Source organism: Mesorhizobium sp. M4B.F.Ca.ET.017.02.2.1 (genome assembly GCF_003998955.1).
GTDB classification, from domain to species: Bacteria; Pseudomonadota; Alphaproteobacteria; order Rhizobiales; family Rhizobiaceae; genus Mesorhizobium; species Mesorhizobium abyssinicae.
The window spans coordinates 1-18,628 of sequence record NZ_RZOF01000092.1; the positions used below are offsets into that span (position 1 = coordinate 1).

Here is an 18,628-nt window from a genome sequence, read left to right on the forward strand (position 1 = left end):
GCCGCAACGTCGTCATCGACAAGTCGTTCGGCGCCCCGCGCATCACCAAGGACGGCGTCACCGTCGCCAAGGAAATCGAGCTTGAGGACAAGTTCGAGAACATGGGCGCGCAGATGGTCCGCGAAGTCGCTTCGAAGACCAACGACATCGCCGGTGACGGCACCACGACGGCGACCGTTCTGGCGCAGTCGATCGTCCAGGAAGGCCACAAGGCGGTTGCCGCCGGCATGAACCCGATGGACCTGAAGCGCGGCATCGACCTCGCCGTGACCGAAGTCGTCGCGGCGCTCGGCAAGGCCGCCAAGAAGATCAAGACCTCCGAGGAAGTCGCCCAGGTCGGCACGATCTCGGCCAATGGCGACGAGTCGGTCGGCGCCATGATTGCGGAAGCGATGCAGAAGGTCGGCAACGAAGGCGTCATCACGGTTGAAGAAGCCAAGACCGCCGAGACCGAGCTCGAAGTCGTCGAAGGCATGCAGTTCGACCGCGGCTATCTCTCGCCCTACTTCGTCACCAATGCCGACAAGATGGTTGCCGATCTCGAGGACGTCTACATCCTCCTCCACGAGAAGAAGCTCTCCAACCTGCAGGCCATGCTGCCGGTGCTCGAGGCTGTCGTGCAGACTTCGAAGCCGCTGCTCATCATCTCGGAAGACGTCGAAGGCGAGGCCCTGGCCACGCTGGTCGTCAACAAGCTGCGCGGTGGCCTGAAGATCGCCGCCGTCAAGGCGCCGGGCTTCGGTGACCGCCGCAAGGCCATGCTGGAAGACATCGCCATCCTCACCGGTGGCCAGGTCATCTCGGAAGACCTCGGCATCAAGCTCGAGAACGTGGGCCTCAACATGCTCGGCCGCGCCAAGAAGGTGTCGATCTCCAAGGAGAACACCACCATCGTCGACGGCGCCGGCAAGAAGGCCGAGATCCAGGGCCGCGTCGCCCAGATCAAGCAGCAGATCGAGGAGACCACCTCGGACTACGACAAGGAGAAGCTGCAGGAGCGTCTCGCCAAGCTGGCGGGGGGCGTCGCGGTGATCCGCGTCGGCGGCGCGACGGAAGTCGAGGTCAAGGAAAAGAAGGACCGCGTCGATGACGCCCTCAACGCGACCCGCGCGGCCGTGGAAGAAGGCATCGTCGCCGGCGGTGGCGTGGCCCTGCTGCGCGCTTCGGGCAACCTGAAGGCCACCGGCGCCAACTCCGACCAGGCCGCCGGCATCAACATCGTGCGTCGCGCGCTGCAGGCTCCGGCCCGCCAGATCGCGGCCAACGCCGGTGCTGAAGCCTCGATCGTTGCCGGCAAGATCCTGGACAACAAGGGCGCCACCTTCGGCTACAACGCCCAGACCGGCGAATATGGCGACATGATCGCCATGGGCATCGTCGACCCGGTCAAGGTCGTTCGCACCGCCCTGCAGGACGCGGCCTCGGTCGCCGGCCTCTTGGTCACCACCGAAGCCATGATCGCCGAGGCTCCGAAGAAGGAGTCGGCTGGCGGCATGCCCGGCGGCATGCCCGGCGGCGGCATGGGCGGCATGGGCGGCATGGACTTCTAAGAAGTCCATAAAGCACGCCCATCAACTAACAATGCTCAAGCCCGCAAGCGGGCTTGAGTGGCGGCATGGATTTCTAATCCAGCCTCTCTCGCGAAGCATACGGAAAGGGCGCCGAAAGGCGCCCTTTTTCGTTGTCGCTAACGCTGCCTCAGCGAAGGCCCTTGCTGCTCTAAGTCCTGCATGCTGACTCTTTCCTGAGCAAATTGGCAACCAAATCAGCTATTTCGATCAAGCGCTTGTGACGCGAGCCAGAAATTGTAGGACAATAAATTTTAACACATTCACGGTTACTAAAGAACGGAGCACCGCAAGGTTGCTCGAGATTGCAGCGTTCTTCAGGTCAGCCTCATGCAGATTTTCCGGCGGTTTTCGCGTAGCCGCGACGGCAACGTCCTCATCATCTCGGCCCTGGTGCTGCCGCTGCTCATCGGCATGGCGGCGCTGGTCACCGAATATGGCGGAGCCCTGGTCGAGCGCTCCGACAACCAGCGCATCGCCGACCTCTCGGCGTTTGCCGGCGCGCTTGCCTACAACGCGACGAAGTCCACCGATCAGATGAAGGCGACGGCGGTCAATGTCGCCGTCCTCAACGGGGTGCCCGCGGCCGACGTGCAGGCCTCGCTGGTGACGTCGCCGAAGACCAGCGGCATGAAAGCTGTTTCGGTGACGATCAACACACCGAAATCGCTGATCCTGGCCCGGGTGCTGCAGGACCGCCAGCAGTTGAACATCCACGCCAACTCGATCGCAGAAGTCGGTGCGGCGGCGTCGACACCCGGCTGCATGCTGGCGCTCGACGGCACCCAGACCGGCATCACGCTTTCCGGCGGCACCAAGATCAGCGCGCCGAAATGCACGGTCTCGTCGAACAACACGGTGACGGTGCCTTGCGGAACGACCATCTCGGCGATCGGCGTCAACTACAATTCGACGACAGCACCAAGCCAGCCCTGCAGCGGCATCACCGGCACGATCTCCAAGAAGTACACGGCCGATCCGCTGGCCGGCAACACGGCCGTCGCCGCCGCCGTCGCCCGTATCACCACCGTGGCGGCGCTTTCGACGACGAGCGCGCCGACGGCGCCGACCACCCCCACCGGCAGCGATATCGCCTTCGCGTGGAACCAGAGCTCGACGCAGAGCCAGGCAACCACGCTCGGCTGCACGGCCAGCTGGGCATCGGCGACCTCGACCTGGACGCTGAATTGCGGCAGCAAGACCACGGTCAACCTGGGCACCATCACCATTGGCGGTGGCATCAACCTCAATTTCGCCACCAGTGGTGCTGCGAGCACCGTCTACAACATCGCCGGCGACCTCACGACCAGCGCCACGACCAAATTCGGCCCCGGCACCTACAATTTCGCCAAGACGCTGACCACGGCCGGAACCACGACCTTCGGCGCCGGCACCTACAATTTCGGCAAGCAGGTGACGACCGCCGGGATAACGACGTTCGGCGCCGGAACCTTCAACTTCACCAAGGGCCTGACGACCGGCGGCGGCGCCACCACGACCTTCGGCGCCGGCACCTTCAAGATCGGCATCAGCGACAACACCTGCGGCGGCACCGCGCGTGTCAGCCTCTGCAACACCAGCACGCTCACCTTTGGCGGGCCGAGCACGTTCGAGCTGCCCGGTGGCTTCAACAACACCGGCGGCGCGACGCTGACCTTCGGCTCCGGCACCGCCAACAGCTACAAGATCGGCCCCGGCAGCAATGGCGATGCCATCACGCTCGGCGGCGGTTCCAAGACTATCCTGGCCGACGCCACCAGTTCGGGCGTGTTCCAGGTGGTCGGCAATGTGAACGGCGGCGGTGGCGGCAGCTGCTTTGTCGTGCCGGCCACGGCGCAGCACGACATCGAAGGCAACTTCATCGGCTCGGGCGCCATCCTGCTCGGCGCCGGCATCTACACGGTGGACGGCTATTTCGCGCTCGGCGGCAGCGGAGGCGGCAGCGCCAGCTGCGGCGGCTCGACGATCAGCATCAGCGGCACCGATGTGACGCTGGTGCTGTCGGGCAAGGCCAAATCGAGCTCGGGAAGCTGCAACGGCTATGTCTTCTGCGTGGCGGCCGGCTACAGCAACATCGTGCTCACCGCGCCGCAGACCGGCGCCACGGCCAAGCTCGCCGTGATCGGGCCGACCTCGACCTCGGTCACCGCCGGCGCCACCTTCGCCGAAGGCGGCTCCAATGCGCAGATCTCCGGCGCCTTCTATTTCCCCTATGGCCCGATCATCATGAACGGCGGCTCCAGCGTGCTCGGCTCGGCCACCGACGCCACCAAATGCCTGCAGATGATCGGCTCGCGCATCACGCTGTCGGGCGGCACGGCCGCTGCGAGCGAATGCATCGCCGCCACGAGCGCCTCCACCGCGAGCAAAGTGAGCTTGGTCCAGTAATGATTTCAAACATCCTTCGCCGCCTGCCGCGCTTGTTGCGCGGCTCGGCCCTCGCCCGCTCCCTCTGCCGCGATCGATCCGGCGTCTCGGCGGTCGAGTTCGCGCTGGTCAGCCCGGTGCTGATCACCATCCTAGCCGGGACCGTCGATATCGGCGCTTCGCTCAAGGCAAAATTCGATCTGACCTCGGCGATCTCGGCCGGCTCCAATTATGCCCTGCTCGGCGCCGACAAGGTGACCTCGACCGGCGGCGCCACGCTCGCCGCCAACATCATGGCGGTGGTGACCAGCGGCCTCAGCGGCACCGGCGGCACCATCAAGGTGGTGGTCAACAATGGCGCGTCGATCACCTACAACGCCAGCACGGCCACCGCGAGCCAGAGCGGGACGGCATCCAACGCCGACCTCTGCTATTGCCCGACCGTTTCGGGGACCACCGTGACCTGGGGCACCTCGGTGACCTGCAGCGCCGCTTGCCCCAAGGGCGGCATTTCCGGAAAGTTCGTGGCCATCACCGCAAGCAGGCCGTTCGCGCCGCTGTTCGGCGGCCTCGGCATCGTCAAGAGCGGCAACATCGGCGTCGAGGCCATGGTGCAGCCGCAATGAAGGGCCTGTCGTCATTTCTCCGCGACAGGCCCGGCGCCAATGCGGTCGAGTTCGCGCTGCTTTCGGTGCCGCTGCTGATGGTGCTGTTCGGCACGGTGGAGTTCGGCCGCATGTACTGGGTGCAGCACGCGCTGCAGGAAACCGCGACCTCGGCGGCGCGCTGCGTTGGCGTGCTGCAGAGCGGGTGCACGAAAAGCGGCGTCTACAACTCGGCCAGCACCGTCAGCTACATCAGCACCATGGCCGCGACCGACGGCATCGCGCTGAGCGGCAGCAACATCACCGTCAACAACAACACGACCTGCTCGGGCCTCAGCGGGTTTTCGACGGTGCGGATATCCTACACATTCTCGACCGTGCTGCCGACCTTCCTGACCGCGCTGGCCAATGGGCCGCTGCTCAGCGCAACGGCCTGCTTCCCCAACCAGGGCGCCTAGAGCGTTTCTCCATTTCACGGAGACGGCGAACCGCCCTATCTCTCTGCTTTGACACAATTCCGGAGGCGCATGAACTGCTCTAAACGGTAGCTTCCTCGCGCTCCGCCGCCTTGCCGGCACACACCGCCGCCTCCACCAGCGCCGTCACTTCATCGGCCACGGCCGTGAGCGGCCCGTGGTCGCGGGTGGCTCGGGCGATCACCATCAGGCCCTCGAGCGAGGATTCGACGAGCAGCGCAAGCGCCTGCGCGCGCCGCTCGGGCACCCCTGCCCTGACGAATGCCTGGCGCAGCAGGCCAATCCACTGCTCGAAGGCCGAGCGGCACAATTCCGCCAGCTCCGGTGTTGGCGAGTCCAGCACCACAGGCGCGATCGGACAGCCGAGCGAGAACTGGTTCTCCTCCAGCATGGTAGCCACCGACTGATAGATGTGGCGGACCGATACGGCCGGGTTGTCTTCCGCCGCCAGCGCAGCACCCAGCCGCTCCGTCACCTCGGCGACGCTAGCGCGCGTCACCTCGATGACCAGTTGGTCCTTGCCGCCCGGAAAATGGAAGTAGAGCGAGCCGCGGGGGGCCGCGCTGGCGCTCAAAATGTCGTTCAGCGAGGTGCCGTGATAGCCGCGCTGCCTCAGCAGCAGGCCGGTCGTCTCGAGTATGCGGGCCCGGGTGTCGTTCGCCATGTCAACCTCTGTCAGGAGCAACCATTATAGGCCGTGCGCAGAATATGACAATCGGTCTACATAATATGCAGATCGGTCTATATATTCACTCGTCGACCCAGGAGGACACGATGACAATTCGCGAGGCTTCGGCCGAATGGCAAGGCGCGCTGAAGGAAGGTTCGGGCCGCCTGCGGCTTGGCAGCGGCGTCTTCGAAGGCGCCTATTCCTTTCCGTCGCGTTTCGAGAATGGCCCCGGCACCAACCCGGAAGAGCTGATCGCCGCGGCGCATGCCGGCTGCTTCTCGATGGCTCTGACCTTTGCTCTCGGCCAGGCGGGTTCCCGTCGCGCGGAACATCCGCACCATTGCCAGGGTGCATCTCGGTGCGACTGCGGCGGGGCCGACGATCACGCGCATCGACCTCGAAACGGAGGCGGAGGTCGCGGACCTCGCGCAAGACGAATTCGAGCGCCTTGCCCAATCCGCCAAGGCCGGCTGCCTCGTCTCGCGCGCGCTGGCCGGCGTGCCTCAGATCAACCTCAGGGCGATCCTCGTCGGTGCCGGACAATGACCTCAGGAGAAAACGCAATGAAACCCGATAGCATCATCGACATCCACCCAGACGACCAGTCTCGAGAGACGGCCGAGATCATGCGGCGCTTCAACGACGTGTTCCAGCGCCACGACCCGTCGGCGCTGGCCGAACTGGTGGGCGAGGACTGCGTGATCGAAAACACCGTGCCGGCGCCCGAGGGTGCCCGCCACACAGGTGGCGAGGCGTGCGTCGGGCTATGGAGGGCGATCGCAACCGAGGCCGGCACGCGCTTCGACCTGGAAGAAACCTTCGTCGCCGGCGAGCGGGCGACGATCCGCTGGCGCTACTGGATGGCGGACGGCAATTCGCTGCGCGGCGTCAACCTGATGCGCGTTGCCGGCGGGCGCATCGTCGAGGCGATGGGATATGTGAAGGGGTAGCGCCGATTGGCGCTACCGGTCCGTCAGCGCCAGCTTGGCGCCGAGCATGACGAAAGCGCCGGCGAAGGTGCGGCGCATCCAGGTCAGCACCTTCGGCCGCGACACGACATGGCTGCGGATCGAGGCCGCGAAGATGCCGTAGCCGGCGAAGACGAAGAAGGTGACGAGCATGAAGACGCCGGAGAGCTCCAGCATCTTCGAAAACGCGTTCGGTTCGGTGGTGCTGACGAATTGCGGCAGGAAGGCAAAGAAGAAGATCGACAGCTTCGGATTGAGGATGTTGATCAGGATGCCGGACGTGATCACCTTGCCGGCCGAGCGCGGCGCGACGTTCTCGTCGACGCTGAGGCCGCCCTTCTCCTTCAGCGTGTTCCAGGCCATGTAAAGCAGATAGGCGACGCCCAGATATTTCAGCGTCTCGAAGGCGACAGCGCTGGTGTGCAGCACCGCGGCGAGGCCAGTGATGGCGGCCGCCATATGCGGGATGATGCCCAGCGTGCAACCGAAGGCGGCAATGATCGATGCGCGAGCGCCGCGCGAAAGGCCGGCGCTGAGCGTGTAGAGAACGCCGGTGCCCGGCGAGGCGACGACGATCAGCGTCGTCAACAGGAATTCGATGCTCATAGATCCTCCGCAGCCCCTGCCCGGCGCGGAAGGTATCGGGCCGCTTGAGGCGGGGCAAGCGGGCGCGAGCTAATCTCCCCCGCAAGGGGGGAGACGAACTAGCGGCAGCCCATGCGCGGCACGCGCCATCAGGCAGTCGTCGCCGCCGGGCATGCAGGCGCGGCAGACATCGGGGCGGAGCTCATAGATGCCGCAGGCCGTGTGCTTGCCGATCTCGCCGGAGAGCGCGGAACAGCGCACGCCCTCGCAGCGCATGCCGGACAGGTCGGCCGACACGAATTTCTCCGGGATGCGATCGAGCTGCGCGTCGTCTTCCGTCGAGAAACGCGGCCATTCGGCCGAGTAGGAACAGCAGGCGCCGCAGCTCTGGCAATCAAAGACGACGCCTTCAGCGACACCTGTCCAGCCGAGGCCGCTGGCAAAGCCGGATGGCCAGTTCGAATCTTCGTGATCGGCCTCGTGCGGCAAAGCGCTATTTCTTCTTTTTGGTCTTGCGAGGCGGCGTTTCCGCCGACCCGTCGAACAGGTCGGTCGCGGCCGGCTTATCGGCCTTCGGCGCGGCGGCCGGCTTGGCCGGCTTGGCTGCAGGCGGAGACGCGGATGGAGCCTTGGCGGAGAATTTGATGGCCATGTCTTTCCTTGCCGTGAGCATGGGGTCGCGCGGCACTGCGCGTCGATCGACGAATCCCAGCCGGTCCTAGCACAGATCGGCGCCGCGGAAACGGAAAAGGCCAGCCTTGCGCCCGGGTGCCGCACAGTCGCGCTGACAGAGGCTGCAATTTTTCTTCGCCGGCTGTGGAACCGATGCCGAGGTCAGCCGTTATGGTGATGTCGTCGGTTCATGAGAGCAATCTCAAGTTTTCGGACGGCAAAAGGACGCCCCCACGCAATAAACCGCGCGAGGGGCGTTCTTTTATGGCGCTCACATGATCACGCTCATCATCGGCAGCACCTCGTAGCGGAAGCCGCGGCCCGACCGCACAACCGGATCGGCATCGGTCACCGCCCTCGCCTCGGCTTCGGTGCCGACGCGAAGGATGCACAGGCCCCAGGGCCCGGTCGGGTCGGCGACCGGGCCAGCGATCATCATTCTCCCCTCGCGAAGCTGGGTCCGCAGATAGTCGGCATGGCGGCCCATCAGTGCCCGCTCCTCCTCAGTCAGGGTGAAGGCGAAATCCGGGCGCGGCGGGATCAGCCGGCAATGGAACACGCCGGACGGCTTGATGCCTGCCTCGGCGGCGAGGAACTGACCGAGCCAGCCCAGCACCCGCTCCCAGCCGAAGCCATGGTCGCGGCAGGAGTCGTGGCGCGCGCCAAAACCCTCGTGGCGCAGCGTCAGCCGCGTTCCGGTCTCCACCGGCTCCAGCGTGTAGGTGACGGTCGTCACCTGGTCGCCGTCCCACGGCGCCCTCCAGGTCATCACCAGGCGGTGCGGCGGCTCGACCTCGACATAGTCGCCCTGGACGTGGAAATCACGGCCGTCGGCGCCCTTGCCTTCGGAGCGCCAGGCGCCGCCCGGCCGGACGTCGGCGGTGTGCTTCGTGGTGCGGTACATGTCGTCCGCACCCCACCAGAGCGGGATCTGGTCCGCGGCGGTGATCGCGCGGAACACCCGCTCCGGCGGCACGGCGATCGTCACCGTGGCCAGGATGGTGCCAGCCGACACGTCGGCGATCGCGCGTGGTCTGTCGTTGCCCGCCATCACTCTTGCTCCAGATAGGATTTCAGATTGCCGAGGCTCGCCTGCCAGAAGTCGCGGTAGGGCAGGATCCAGTCGGCGACGTCCTTCAGTTCGGCCGGTTCCAGCCGATAGAGCCGCTCGCGGCCGTACTTCTGCTCGGAGACGACGTTGAGCTCGCGCAGGATGCGCAGGTGCTTGGAGATCGCCGGCCGGCTCTGCGAAAAGGCCGCGGCCAGTTCGTTGACCGGCGCCGGACCCAGCCGCAAGCGGTCGAGGATGGCGCGGCGCGTCGGGTCGGCGATAGCGCGGAAAACGGAGCGGTCAGGATCAGCTTGCGGCATAATACGTATCCATTTGGTTACGTATTATGCCGAACCGGGATGGTGGTCAATTTTCTTCACCCGATATGTCGTTGCCGAGGCTGAAAGCCCATGCCGAAACCGCCCCGGCCGTCGAGGATCGCCTTGAGCCTGTCGGAGGCCCTCCTAGTGGTCAGTCCTGTTCGTGAGGACCGGGCTCCGGCCACGGTTCCTTCGCCGCCTCCGCGTACCAATGCCGCATCGCCGGTGTCGACAGCACGGCGTCGACATAGGCCCGCGTATCGGGCGCGAGTTCCCCGCCATAGGTGTCGAAGCGGGTGATGATCGGAGCGTACATGGCATCGGCCGCGGTGAAATGGCCGAACAGGAACGGGCCGCCCTTGCCGTATTCGGCGCGGCATTGCCGCCAGATCGCCTCGATGCGAGCCCGCTGGACCTCGCCCTCGGGATCGAGCGGCTTGTGGCTCTTCGGCCGGCGCAGGTTCATCGGCCAGCCATAGCGGACCTCGCGAAAGCCGGAATGCATCTCGGTCGCCACCGAGCGCGCCAGGGCGCGGGCGCCGAGATCGTCCGGCCAGAGCTTTTTCTCGGGATAAAGGTCGGCCAGATATTCAAGGATCGCAAGGGTTTCCCAGACGATCCTGCCATTGTGATTCAACACCGGCACCAGGCCGGTCGGCGACACCTTGGCCAGATTGGCAAAGGTCTCCGGCGTGCGCAGGCGCACAAAACTCTCCTCGAACGGGATCTCCAGATGCCGCATCGCCACCCAAGGCCTGAGCGACCAGGAGGAGAAACATTTGTTGCCGATGAAGAGCGTGAATTCAGCCAAGGCGGTTCCCCTGTTTTCCCGCCACCTTAGTGGCGCGCGGCGAAGCGGCAAAGCGTTTCGCTGACGATATTGCCATCCAGCGCCTTCGCGCGGCTCGCTTCGACTGTGCGGAACCGGGAGGCACATCAGCCCGTTTCTCTCGCGATTGGATCTCCGGGAGATGCGGAGATGGTGAACATCGACCAGATTGCGGGCCTGGCCAAGCAGATCAAAGGCTCGATCCGGCAGACGGTTGGCAAGGCCACCGGAAACCGTCCGATGCAAATCAGGGGCATCGCGGACAAGGCTACGGGCAAGGTGCAGAAGGCCTGCGGCGACATGAAAGCCGTGATCAAAAAGGCGATGTGATTTGGCAGGCCTTCGCGGTCATGCCTGAAGCGCCTTCGTGAACGCGTTGGTGAAGACAACCTCGCCATGGTCGCCGGCCGCTTCGCCGAGCACCACGTCCATGCTGTCGCCGGTCACTCGCGCCAGCGCGAAGCCGCCCATATAGGCGGCCTCCGGCTTGAACAGGTCGAGCCCGTCGCGGCGGTAGATCATCGGCACCTCGTGCTGATGGCCGTGGAAGATTGCGATGACGTTGTAGCCCTTGAGGGCCGCCAGCAGCGCCTGGCGATCCGCCTCGCCCCACCAATGCGGTGCGCCGGTGCCGCCGTCGTCATAGGTCCGCTTGGCCGGATCCCAGCGCTCCGTCGAAAAGATGTCCCAGCCATAGTGCTGGAACAGGACGACCGGGCGGCCGTCGCCGGCATAGGTAGCCAGGTCCTGCTTCAGCCATGGCAGGCTGCTCGGCGCTCCATGGCCGGTGTCGCCGGCGAAGCGGTGCGTCTGGACGAGATGCAGGCCGCCCCAATCCCAGGAATAGCAGTCGGTGTCGACGTCATAGTCGGTCGCCGGCACCGGCGGCTTGAAGAACACGCCGGCGCGATGGTTGACCTCGACATAGTCGCGCAATTCGCGGCGGTACCAGTCGACATGCGGCGGCGAGCCGTTCTGGTCGAGGTCGTGGTTGCCGAGCCCGACATAGACGGGCATGTGGACGCGGTCTGGGCCGATGCCCTGCTGGTAGCGCTGGCTGAACTGCAGCAGCTGCGTGCCCTCGCTGGGCTCGGTGACCTGGCCGCCGCCGTCGTCGGTGATGTCGCCGCCGGTGACCAGGCCAAGCGGCGTGCCGATGCGGCTGCCGGCCGAACGCAGGCCGGTGGCGACACCGCCGATCTCGGCCGGCCATTGCTTGTCCGCGATGCCGTTCAGCGCGGCGACGCTGCGCAGCAGCGCGGCATCGGTCTTGCCCTCCTGCAGGCAGTTGGGGCTCAGCCCGCTCGCCATGCGGCAGGCATGGATATCGGCGATGAACAGGAAGGTGGCGTCGATCGGCTGGATGCGCTTTCCGGTCTGGCCGTATGCCTGGCGACCAAAAGCGCCGGCCGCCGCAAATCCCGCCATCCGCGCCAGGACAGCGCGACGGGAGATCGAATGGGTTCGGCTGCGATTCATCATGGCCGAGATTCAGCACAGGCGGCGCCCGGCCGTCCAGTTCCCTCCCCGACCCGCCAAGCATCGACATGGCGGTATGGGTCTGGCAGTCTTGCGCCTTCAACTTGAGCGGGAAGAGGAAGATTCGATGAAAGCCGCAACGATCGGCATGGCCCTGCTTGCCACGGCGGGCACCGCGCATGGCGCCGAATGCGTCGATGCCATGACCGCCAAGACCGGCTTCGTGCTGGAGATGCCGGGCGTCCGCAGCGAGTTCCGGCCGGCGGCCGGCGGCATGGTTTCGGTCGCCAACACATACCAGTCGGAATCGCCGCAGACGCAGTATCTCTATGCCGGGCTGATCGAGGTGTTCCGCGACAGCACGACGGGCCATCTGGCGATGATCCCGCTTGGCGACCTGAAAAAGCTGTTTCCGCTCAAAGCTGGCGCGAAGAGCACGACGCAGTTCGTCGAGCTGTCGCCGAAGAAGCAGCCGAAAGGCACAAAGACGCTGGAACTGGCGGTGAAGGGCAAGGAGACGTTCAGCCTCGGCGGCTGCAAATACAATGTGCTGGCGGTCAAGGAGACGATCAAGAACCAGGCCGGCGAGACGCTGGACACGTTCACCGCGCTCTACGCGCCGGATCTCGGCGCATCGCTGGCCCGGCGCTATGACGAGGGAACGAATTCGGAGAGCGTGGTCGGCTACGAGACGATCAAGCCGCTGCCGCAGTAGCGCCTGACGGCCGGAAGCGCTGGCGGGCCGACATCAAAGGGTTCTCGGTCGCGGCAGCACCCTGCGGCGCCGCCTCGCTGCCAATCCGTTCTGTGAGGACGGGGCGCCCTGCTCCAACCCCGCCAGGCAATCCCGCAGCAGACCCGCATCCTGCGCCGTCTTGGCCATCGACATGGCGCCCGAATAGGCGGCGACCGCCAGCGCGGCATAGCGCTCGGGGTCCGTGCCCTCGTCCCGGCCTACTTGCCGGTCGACCCGCAGCTTATCGGCGATCGCCAGCCGCCAGCCGGCAAAAATGCCGGCCAGCGCGATGCGGAAGTCCGGGTCGGCGAGCGACAGTTCATGCGCGAGGTTGTTGAGCGGACAGCCGCGCACAAAACCTTGCCGTTCCAGTTCCGCCGCCACCGCCTCGAACACGGCGCGGACGCCTTCGCGCGCCGAGGATGCGGCGCGCACCGGCGCGATCCAGGTCTGATCGACGGCGGCGGCCACCCGCTCCTCGATCACCGCCAGCGCCAGCGCCTTCTTGGTCGGGAAATGGTGATGCAGCGCGCCGCCGGTGACGCCCGCCGCCGCCATCAGGTCGCCGAGACTGGAGGCATGATAGCCCCGCGCCTGGAAGGATTCCTCCGCCACATCGAGCACGCGCCGGCGCATGCCTTCCGGGTCGTTGGTGCGTTTTTGGCGCATCGCCATCTCCTCCATCTTCCCTTGGGAGAGAAGGTGCCTGAACCAAGTGAAGGCGGATGAAGTATTCCAGCCTGGCAAGGACGGCGATCCGTCCGGCACCCTCATCCGTCTTGGCGCTGCGCGCCAATCCACCTCTCCCCGCAGAGGGAGAAGGAAGAGAGAAATAGCAGATTGACAAAACAGGACAACCGGTCTGTTTTACAAAACAGGACGATCACCCTGTTTTGGAGTCGACAATGGACCTTGCTCGAAACGAAACCTCTGCACGCCTTGCGTCACCGATCGTGGAACTGAGGCAGTACACGCTGAATCCCGGACGGCGCGAAAAGCTGATCGACCTCTTCGAGCGCGCGTTCATCGAAAGCCAGGAGGCGGCGGGCATGACCATCATCGGCCAGTTCCACGACCTCGACCGTCCGGACATGTTCGTGTGGATGCGCGGCTTCGCGGACATGGCGGCGCGAAAGGAGGCGCTGACGGCCTTCTATGGCGGCCCGGTGTGGGCCGCGCACAAGGAGGCCGCCAATGCGACGATGATCGATTCCGACGACGTGCTGCTGCTGAAGCCGGCATGGCCGGGCGCCGGGTTCGACCTGTCGAGGGTGCGACGGCCAGCTTGCGACGGGGTCGAAAACCGAAGCGATAAGAGGTGCTTGCCTGGCATTGTTGAGATTCAGATTCATCATTTGCATCCGGGCGCCGAAGCCGACTACGCCGAGCGTTTCGAAACGGATGCCGCCCCGCTGCTCGCGGCGAACGGCGTGCGCCTGCTTGGCGCCTTCATCAGCGAGCATGCGGAAAACAGCTTCCCGCGCCTGCCGGTGCGATCGGGCGAAAACGTCTTTCTCGGCGTCAGCGGCTTCGACGACGAAGACGCGCGCCGGCGGTCGCAAACCGCCCTCGCCGCCTTGCCGGCATGGCAGGCGCTTCTCGGCAAGCAGCGGACAGACCAAACCAGGCCGACGGAAACATTGCGGCTCTCGCCGACATCGCGATCGCTACTCGGCTAGCCTTGCGGTAATCGCTCCATTCCGGGGGCAGGTGCCGCCCAACTCGATGGCGAGCGCGGCAAGCCTGGCCTGGACGGGCGGACGACGCTTGCTCCAACCGGTTGCCTGTTCCAGCGCGTAGGAAATTCCAAGCAGCCTATGGTCCTCGTTGGGCCGACCGGCAAGCTGAATGCCGATCGGCAGGCCGCCTTCGGACAGGAAAAGCGGGAGGCTGGCGGCAGGTTGTCCGGTCACGTTGAAGATTTCCGTGAACGGCGCGAAGCCGTAGGCCCGATCCACCCATGCTGCATAATCGAACGCGGCGTCATCGCCACGGACAGCGCCAATCAGGCGCGGCAAGTCGGCTGTCGCCGGCGTCATGATCAGGTCGAACCCGTCGAACGTCCTTGCCATCGCCAGCGATGCCCGATGCTGTCGGGCCTGCGCCTTCAAATAGTCGGCGGCCGAGGAGCGGCGGAAACGGTCCAGCGCATGCAAGCTCAGCGCTTCGATTTCGCCGGGCAGTGGCATGCGGCCGATATCGTTGGCCCGCTCGTCGACGAGCAACGCGACCTCCGACATCCAGAAAATGCTCCATTCGGCGCCGCCATCGGCCTCCGGCGGAAAGCGGGCCTCAATCACCTCGTGCCCCATCTCTTCCAGCAGCGCCATGGCTTGCCGGAACTTCTCCTCGATCTCCGCCGCCACCGGCGCGCCATCCGGCCGATGCGCCACGCAGGCAATGCGCATGCGCTCGGGCGGCGACGACAGCCAATCCAGATAAGAGGGCACCGTTCTCGACACGAAGCATGGCGCGCCCGGTTCGGGGCCGACAGTGATGTCGAGCATTGCGGCAGTGTCACGAACGGTTCGGGAAAGAACGTTCTCGACGAAAAGTCCGGCGCCGACCTGATCGCGATAGGGGCCGACGGGATTGAGGCCTCGCGACGGCTTCATGCCGAACACGCCGCAACAGGCCGCCGGCACCCGGATCGAGCCGCCGATGTCGGAACCGTGGGCAACCGGCACCATGCCGCTTGCCACCGCGGCCGCCGCGCCGCCGCTCGAACCGCCCGCCGTCACCGACAGGTCCCACGGGTTCAAGGTCGGGCCGTGAACAACGGGCTCGGTGACGAAGTCATTGGCGAATTCCGGCGTGTTGGTCTTGCCGAGCAAGGTCAAGCCGGCGGTCCGCCAGCGCCAGACGATTTCGCTGTCGGGTTTCGGCGCGGCATCCCTGAAATAGAGTGACGCGTGGGTGGTCGGCCACTCCCGCACATGGACGCCGGTGTCCTTGACCAGGAACGGGACACCGGCCAGCGCGGCCTTCGCATCGCAGTTCGCAGCGGCGGCAAGCGCGCGCTCCGCATCGATCAGCGTCACCGCGTTGATCGCCGGGTTGAGCAATTCGATCGCTTCGATCGCGGCTTCGGCGATTTCGACGGGGGACAGTTCGCCGGAGCGGACGTGGCCGGCCAGGGCGACGGCGTCCGATGCCATGTATTGCGCCAGGTTCATGAGCGCCCTCGCCTCGAAACGGCTCCGCCCATGCGGCTTTGCCCGTTTTCGGTCCGCGTCTGGACGTAATCGGAGATGGCGGCCGCGACCAGCGCCGGATCTTCCCAGTGCGGATTGTGCCCGCAATGGGGCGCGTCCATGAGCTTCGCGGCGGGAATTTCCTCAGCCAGCCGTCGCTGATGGGTTGCGTCGAAGATCGGATCGCGCCCGCCGCCGATGACAAGTGCCGCGACACGTAAGTTGCGGGCGGCGGCGGTGAGGTCCGTTGCGCGTATTTCGTCCAGGATCGCGCGCCAGCGTGACGCCGGCATCGCCGACGCCTCCTTGGCGGCGGCGGCGAGAAAAGCCTGCGGCACGCCGGGCTGACAGGCATGCCACCAGGCATAAAACGGGTCCGCCGGCGATATCGGATCGCGCAATTCCCGCACGCCTGCAGCCATTGGATGGTCCACTGCCAGATCGGGCTTCAGAGTGCCGGCCAGAAGCACCAGCCCGTCGATGAGTTCCGGCTGCCGTGCAGCCAGCTCGAGCGCGATCATGGCGCCCAGCGAATGGCCGATCACAACCGGCCGCTCCAGCCGCAAGCTGTGGACCAACCCCGCGAGATCGCTGGCGAAGTCGCCGATGCCATAGCCTCTTCCTGCCAGCGAGGCGCCATGGCCGCGCAGGTCGGGAATGATCAATCGGCGGCCGGCAAGGTGCGGCGCCAGAAGCGAGAAGCTGCGGCTGGTGTCGGTGAAGCCGTGCACCAACAGCAGCGCCGGTTCCGATCCGGCGAACTCGACATAGGCCATTTCGAGGCCGTCGAGGTCGATGACCCGCTTGCGGCTGGCCCAGGCTTCCTGTTCCGGCCAAGGGGCGAGCGCCGCAGGGCTCACAGGCCGAGCTTTTCCTTGACGGCGGCAAGACCAGGCTTGCCCTCGAAGGTGGTCACGCCGGCGAGCCAGGCGTCGAGGCGATCCTTGTTGAGCGTGATCGCCTTCAGTCCAGCCTCTTCGGGCTTCATGCCGTCATTGATCAGATAGCCCATGCCGACATTCTCGAAATCGACATCGAAGGCGAGATTCTTCAACAGCTGCGCGACATTCGGACATTGCTGGAGGTAGCCCTTGCGGACCTGCGTCGTCACCGTCGCTGCGCCGAAGTTGGGCCCATAGAACTTGTCGCCGCCGGTCAGATACTTGAAGTCGTACATGGTGTTCATCGGATGCGGCGCCCAGCCCTGGAAGACGATGAACTGCTTTTCCTTGATCTCGTAGCCGACCTCCGAAAGCATGCCGGCTTCGCTCGACTCCACGACCTGCCAGCCGCCGAGGTCCAGCGACGGGTCGGCTATGGCGTCCATCATCAACTGGTTGGATCCGGGCTCGATGCCGTACATCTTCTTACCGAACTTGTCGGCGAACTTGTGCAGGTCCGAGAAGTCCTTGACACCGGCCTCCCAGACATAGGTGGGCACCGCGAAGGTGTATTTGGCGCCCTCGAGATTGACGCGCACATTCTCGACCGAACCATCCTTCTTGTAAGGCTCGTAATAGGTGACCATCGCGGGATCCCAGTAGCCCAGGAACAGGTCGAGATCGTTGTTCTTCATGCCCTCGTAGATGACGTTGATGCCGAGCACCTGGCTCTGCGGCTGATAGCCGAGCGCTTGAAGCAGGACGTTGGCGATCCCCGTGGTGAAGGCGAGATCGTTCCAGCCGGGTTCGGCCATGCGAACAGCGCTGCATTCCTTGGACTCGGCCGCAAGGCCCGGTTGCGTCGAGAGCGCCAGCACGCAGAGCGCGGCGCCTGCCCCTATCAAGCGATGCATTTCGGTTCTCCTCATTCGCGATTTGTTGACCACTTGGCTTGTATATTGTCCCACTGGTCAATTCTTGATCTCGGTGGACGAAAATGTCAACCTCGATTCTCGATGCACGGAATTCGCCCTTGAAACTCAAGCGTCTCAGCGACATACGCCGCACGGAGCTGCGGCAGGCGGCCTTTGCCGTGCTTCAACGCGAAGGCATTGCCGGCGCCACAATCGAGAAGGTCGCCGCGCAGGCAGGCGCCTCGAAGGGCATCGTGCTGCACTATTTCAGCAGCAAGCAGGAACTCTTCGAGCATGCGATGCGCGAATCGAACCTCGTCCTGCGCAAGGCCGTGGTGGCGCGGCTGCGGCACGCGCAGACGCCGATGCAGCGGGTGGATGCCATCATCGACGGCAATTTCGAACCGCACCTGTTCCAGCCATCGCTCTGCTATGCCTGGCTGTCGCTCTGCGCCGAGGTGCCGCGCGACGCGAAGCTGGCGCGAATCCAGAAGGTGCTGCATGCGCGCATGCGCTCCAATCTCTTGTCCGGTCTCAGCGCCCTTGCCTTGCCTGAGGACGCCGAGGAGATCGCGCTTGGCGTCACGGCGCTGATCGACGGGCTATGGCTGCGGCTCGGCCTGCAGCCTGGAAGCGTGTCGCGCGAACAGGCGATCCGACAGGTGAAGAGCTATGTCGCGGCGAGGCTGGCCATGCGGGAGCCTGTCCCGGCCGGCGGTTAAGCGCAGACTGCCTCCGCCAGCCGAAGTTCATACTGTACGATAGGCCTTCGGCTTGACCGCGCTTGCCCGTCAGCGCTGCACTCGTCGCGCAATGACGGAGGATCCCATGCGACTTCACGGCAAGCGGGCGCTGGTGACGGGCGGATCGGACGGGATCGGCCTGGCGATAGCGGAGGCCTTTTTGCGCGAAGGCGCCGATGTGCTGATCGTCGGCCGCGATGCCGGCAAGCTGGCGACGGCGCGCGACGCGCTGGCAAGCGAGGCGAAGGGTGGCGCGGCGGTCGAAACGCTATCGGCCGATCTCGCGACCGGCGCCGGCATCGATGCGACGGTTGCCCGGGTGAAAGCATCCGGCCAACTGCTTGATATTCTCGTCAACAATGCCGGCGTCGCCTATCTCGTGTCGTTCGAGACGGTCAGCGAGGCGCAGTTCCAGCATTCCTTCGCGCTCAACGTGACGGCGGCGTTCTTCCTGACGCAGCGGCTGTTGCCGCATTTCGGCGCCGGTGCCTCGATCATCAACATCTCCTCCTACTTCGCCAACAAGATGATCCCGAACCGGCCGTCGAGCCTCTATTCGCTCTCCAAGGG

The 18,628-nt window shown here is 65.3% G+C and carries 22 protein-coding genes and 1 pseudogene; 11 read left to right on the forward strand and 12 right to left on the reverse strand.

Annotated features, from left to right (window positions below; genetic code table 11):
- The 4 genes from groL to EN738_RS13790 form a co-directional block, all read left to right on the forward strand.
- On the forward strand, positions 1-1,550 hold a 1,550-nt coding region (groL, locus tag EN738_RS13775; RefSeq protein WP_127284165.1), incomplete at its 5' end, for a chaperonin GroEL.
- Positions 1,551-1,898: 348 nt separating this feature from the next.
- Complete coding sequence (locus EN738_RS13780; RefSeq protein ID WP_127284166.1) at positions 1,899-3,956, forward strand: pilus assembly protein TadG-related protein; 2,058 nt, start codon at positions 1,899-1,901, stop codon at positions 3,954-3,956.
- The gene (locus tag EN738_RS13785) at positions 3,956-4,561 is read left to right on the forward strand and encodes a TadE/TadG family type IV pilus assembly protein (RefSeq protein ID WP_127284167.1); all 606 of its coding nucleotides are present in this window, start codon (positions 3,956-3,958) and stop codon (positions 4,559-4,561) included. Before EN738_RS13780 ends, EN738_RS13785 begins: the two co-directional genes overlap by 1 nt.
- Complete coding sequence (locus EN738_RS13790; RefSeq protein ID WP_127284168.1) at positions 4,558-4,998, forward strand: TadE/TadG family type IV pilus assembly protein; 441 nt, start codon at positions 4,558-4,560, stop codon at positions 4,996-4,998. Before EN738_RS13785 ends, EN738_RS13790 begins: the two co-directional genes overlap by 4 nt.
- A gap of 79 nt (positions 4,999-5,077) precedes the next feature.
- On the opposite strand, the gene EN738_RS13795 is transcribed toward EN738_RS13790, so the two are convergent.
- Complete coding sequence (locus EN738_RS13795) at positions 5,078-5,680, reverse strand: TetR/AcrR family transcriptional regulator (protein ID WP_127284169.1); 603 nt, start codon at positions 5,678-5,680, stop codon at positions 5,078-5,080.
- 110 nt (positions 5,681-5,790) lie between these two features.
- Here EN738_RS13795 and EN738_RS13800 point away from each other — a divergent pair.
- Together EN738_RS13800 and EN738_RS13805 are read left to right on the forward strand one after the other, a co-directional pair.
- Positions 5,791-6,232: pseudogene (locus EN738_RS13800) on the forward strand (OsmC family protein).
- Between the two features lie 17 nt (positions 6,233-6,249).
- A complete protein-coding gene (locus EN738_RS13805; protein ID WP_127284170.1) occupies positions 6,250-6,636 on the forward strand; it encodes a nuclear transport factor 2 family protein in 387 nt (128 codons plus the stop codon).
- Positions 6,637-6,648: 12 nt separating this feature from the next.
- Here EN738_RS13805 and EN738_RS13810 read toward each other — a convergent pair whose 3' ends face one another.
- From EN738_RS13810 to EN738_RS13830, 6 genes are all read right to left on the reverse strand, one after another.
- Positions 6,649-7,260 carry a LysE family translocator gene (locus tag EN738_RS13810; protein WP_127284171.1) on the reverse strand — a complete coding sequence of 204 codons (612 nt, stop codon included), beginning with the start codon at positions 7,258-7,260 and terminating at the stop codon, positions 6,649-6,651.
- Between the two features lie 69 nt (positions 7,261-7,329).
- On the reverse strand, positions 7,330-7,728 hold the full coding sequence (locus EN738_RS13815) for a YkgJ family cysteine cluster protein (RefSeq protein WP_127284172.1): 399 nt from the start codon (positions 7,726-7,728) through the stop codon (positions 7,330-7,332).
- A 4-nt stretch (positions 7,729-7,732) separates the two neighbouring features.
- Positions 7,733-7,891: a hypothetical protein gene (locus EN738_RS35470; RefSeq protein WP_187331455.1), complete on the reverse strand. Its 159-nt coding sequence runs from the start codon at positions 7,889-7,891 to the stop codon at positions 7,733-7,735.
- Between the two features lie 291 nt (positions 7,892-8,182).
- A complete protein-coding gene (locus EN738_RS13820; protein ID WP_127284173.1) occupies positions 8,183-8,962 on the reverse strand; it encodes an SRPBCC domain-containing protein in 780 nt (259 codons plus the stop codon).
- The gene (locus tag EN738_RS13825) at positions 8,962-9,282 is read right to left on the reverse strand and encodes a metalloregulator ArsR/SmtB family transcription factor (RefSeq protein WP_127284174.1); all 321 of its coding nucleotides are present in this window, start codon (positions 9,280-9,282) and stop codon (positions 8,962-8,964) included. Before EN738_RS13825 ends, EN738_RS13820 begins: the two co-directional genes overlap by 1 nt.
- Positions 9,283-9,433: 151 nt before the next feature.
- On the reverse strand, positions 9,434-10,093 hold the full coding sequence (locus EN738_RS13830) for a glutathione S-transferase family protein (protein ID WP_127284175.1): 660 nt from the start codon (positions 10,091-10,093) through the stop codon (positions 9,434-9,436).
- 168 nt (positions 10,094-10,261) lie between these two features.
- On the opposite strand from EN738_RS13830, the gene EN738_RS13835 reads away from it, so the two are divergent.
- Entirely contained in the window at positions 10,262-10,441 is a 180-nt protein-coding gene (locus tag EN738_RS13835) for a CsbD family protein (RefSeq protein WP_127284176.1), read from the forward strand.
- Between the two features lie 18 nt (positions 10,442-10,459).
- Here the strand turns inward: EN738_RS13835 and EN738_RS13840 are convergent, their stop codons facing one another.
- Complete coding sequence (locus tag EN738_RS13840) at positions 10,460-11,593, reverse strand: metallophosphoesterase (protein ID WP_127284177.1); 1,134 nt, start codon at positions 11,591-11,593, stop codon at positions 10,460-10,462.
- Between the two features lie 124 nt (positions 11,594-11,717).
- Here EN738_RS13840 and EN738_RS13845 point away from each other — a divergent pair, with 124 nt between their 5' ends.
- On the forward strand, positions 11,718-12,305 hold the full coding sequence (locus EN738_RS13845; RefSeq protein ID WP_127284178.1) for a hypothetical protein: 588 nt from the start codon (positions 11,718-11,720) through the stop codon (positions 12,303-12,305).
- A 33-nt stretch (positions 12,306-12,338) separates the two neighbouring features.
- On the opposite strand, the gene EN738_RS13850 is transcribed toward EN738_RS13845, so the two are convergent.
- Positions 12,339-12,995 (reverse strand): TetR/AcrR family transcriptional regulator, encoded by a 657-nt coding sequence (locus tag EN738_RS13850; RefSeq protein WP_245494514.1) that lies wholly within the window; start codon positions 12,993-12,995, stop codon positions 12,339-12,341.
- A 236-nt stretch (positions 12,996-13,231) separates the two neighbouring features.
- Here EN738_RS13850 and EN738_RS13855 point away from each other — a divergent pair, with 236 nt between their 5' ends.
- Positions 13,232-14,005, forward strand: coding sequence for an NIPSNAP family protein (locus tag EN738_RS13855; RefSeq protein ID WP_127284180.1), 774 nt, complete (start codon positions 13,232-13,234; stop codon positions 14,003-14,005).
- Here EN738_RS13855 and EN738_RS13860 read toward each other — a convergent pair.
- From EN738_RS13860 to choX, 3 genes are read right to left on the reverse strand one after another with little or no spacing between them, the layout of a single operon-like run.
- Complete coding sequence (locus EN738_RS13860; RefSeq protein WP_127284181.1) at positions 13,994-15,502, reverse strand: amidase; 1,509 nt, start codon at positions 15,500-15,502, stop codon at positions 13,994-13,996. The genes EN738_RS13855 and EN738_RS13860 overlap by 12 nt on opposite strands.
- Positions 15,499-16,380, reverse strand: coding sequence for an alpha/beta hydrolase (locus EN738_RS13865; RefSeq protein ID WP_245478207.1), 882 nt, complete (start codon positions 16,378-16,380; stop codon positions 15,499-15,501). The genes EN738_RS13860 and EN738_RS13865 overlap by 4 nt, the downstream gene beginning before the upstream one ends.
- Positions 16,377-17,315 (reverse strand): choline ABC transporter substrate-binding protein, encoded by a 939-nt coding sequence (gene choX / locus EN738_RS13870; RefSeq protein ID WP_127284182.1) that lies wholly within the window; start codon positions 17,313-17,315, stop codon positions 16,377-16,379. The genes EN738_RS13865 and choX overlap by 4 nt, the downstream gene beginning before the upstream one ends.
- 83 nt (positions 17,316-17,398) lie before the next feature.
- On the opposite strand from choX, the gene betI reads away from it, so the two are divergent.
- Both betI and EN738_RS13880 read left to right on the forward strand, forming a co-directional pair.
- On the forward strand, positions 17,399-18,037 hold the full coding sequence (gene betI / locus EN738_RS13875; protein WP_127284183.1) for a transcriptional regulator BetI: 639 nt from the start codon (positions 17,399-17,401) through the stop codon (positions 18,035-18,037).
- A gap of 106 nt (positions 18,038-18,143) precedes the next feature.
- Positions 18,144-18,628, forward strand: a 485-nt coding sequence (locus EN738_RS13880; protein WP_127284184.1) for an SDR family NAD(P)-dependent oxidoreductase, incomplete at its 3' end; no start/stop codon positions are given.

Excerpts from the sequence above, each read along its gene's own strand:
- EN738_RS13805 (WP_127284170.1), top strand. The coding sequence starts at position 6,250 with ATGAAACCCGATAGCATCATCGACATCCACCCAGACGACCAGTCTCGA.
- EN738_RS13820 (WP_127284173.1), bottom strand. The coding sequence starts at position 8,962 with ATGGCGGGCAACGACAGACCACGCGCGATCGCCGACGTGTCGGCTGGC.
- EN738_RS13795 (WP_127284169.1), bottom strand. The coding sequence starts at position 5,680 with ATGGCGAACGACACCCGGGCCCGCATACTCGAGACGACCGGCCTGCTG.
- EN738_RS13840 (WP_127284177.1), bottom strand. The coding sequence starts at position 11,593 with ATGATGAATCGCAGCCGAACCCATTCGATCTCCCGTCGCGCTGTCCTG.
- EN738_RS13790 (WP_127284168.1), top strand. The coding sequence starts at position 4,558 with ATGAAGGGCCTGTCGTCATTTCTCCGCGACAGGCCCGGCGCCAATGCG.
- EN738_RS13780 (WP_127284166.1), top strand. The coding sequence starts at position 1,899 with ATGCAGATTTTCCGGCGGTTTTCGCGTAGCCGCGACGGCAACGTCCTC.
- EN738_RS13855 (WP_127284180.1), top strand. The coding sequence starts at position 13,232 with ATGGACCTTGCTCGAAACGAAACCTCTGCACGCCTTGCGTCACCGATC.
- EN738_RS13785 (WP_127284167.1), top strand. The coding sequence starts at position 3,956 with ATGATTTCAAACATCCTTCGCCGCCTGCCGCGCTTGTTGCGCGGCTCG.
- EN738_RS13825 (WP_127284174.1), bottom strand. The coding sequence starts at position 9,282 with ATGCCGCAAGCTGATCCTGACCGCTCCGTTTTCCGCGCTATCGCCGAC.
- EN738_RS13845 (WP_127284178.1), top strand. The coding sequence starts at position 11,718 with ATGAAAGCCGCAACGATCGGCATGGCCCTGCTTGCCACGGCGGGCACC.
- EN738_RS13850 (WP_245494514.1), bottom strand. The coding sequence starts at position 12,995 with ATGCGCCAAAAACGCACCAACGACCCGGAAGGCATGCGCCGGCGCGTG.
- betI (WP_127284183.1), top strand. The coding sequence starts at position 17,399 with ATGTCAACCTCGATTCTCGATGCACGGAATTCGCCCTTGAAACTCAAG.
- choX (WP_127284182.1), bottom strand. The coding sequence starts at position 17,315 with ATGCATCGCTTGATAGGGGCAGGCGCCGCGCTCTGCGTGCTGGCGCTC.
- EN738_RS13835 (WP_127284176.1), top strand. The coding sequence starts at position 10,262 with ATGGTGAACATCGACCAGATTGCGGGCCTGGCCAAGCAGATCAAAGGC.
- EN738_RS35470 (WP_187331455.1), bottom strand. The coding sequence starts at position 7,891 with ATGGCCATCAAATTCTCCGCCAAGGCTCCATCCGCGTCTCCGCCTGCA.
- EN738_RS13810 (WP_127284171.1), bottom strand. The coding sequence starts at position 7,260 with ATGAGCATCGAATTCCTGTTGACGACGCTGATCGTCGTCGCCTCGCCG.
- EN738_RS13860 (WP_127284181.1), bottom strand. The coding sequence starts at position 15,502 with ATGAACCTGGCGCAATACATGGCATCGGACGCCGTCGCCCTGGCCGGC.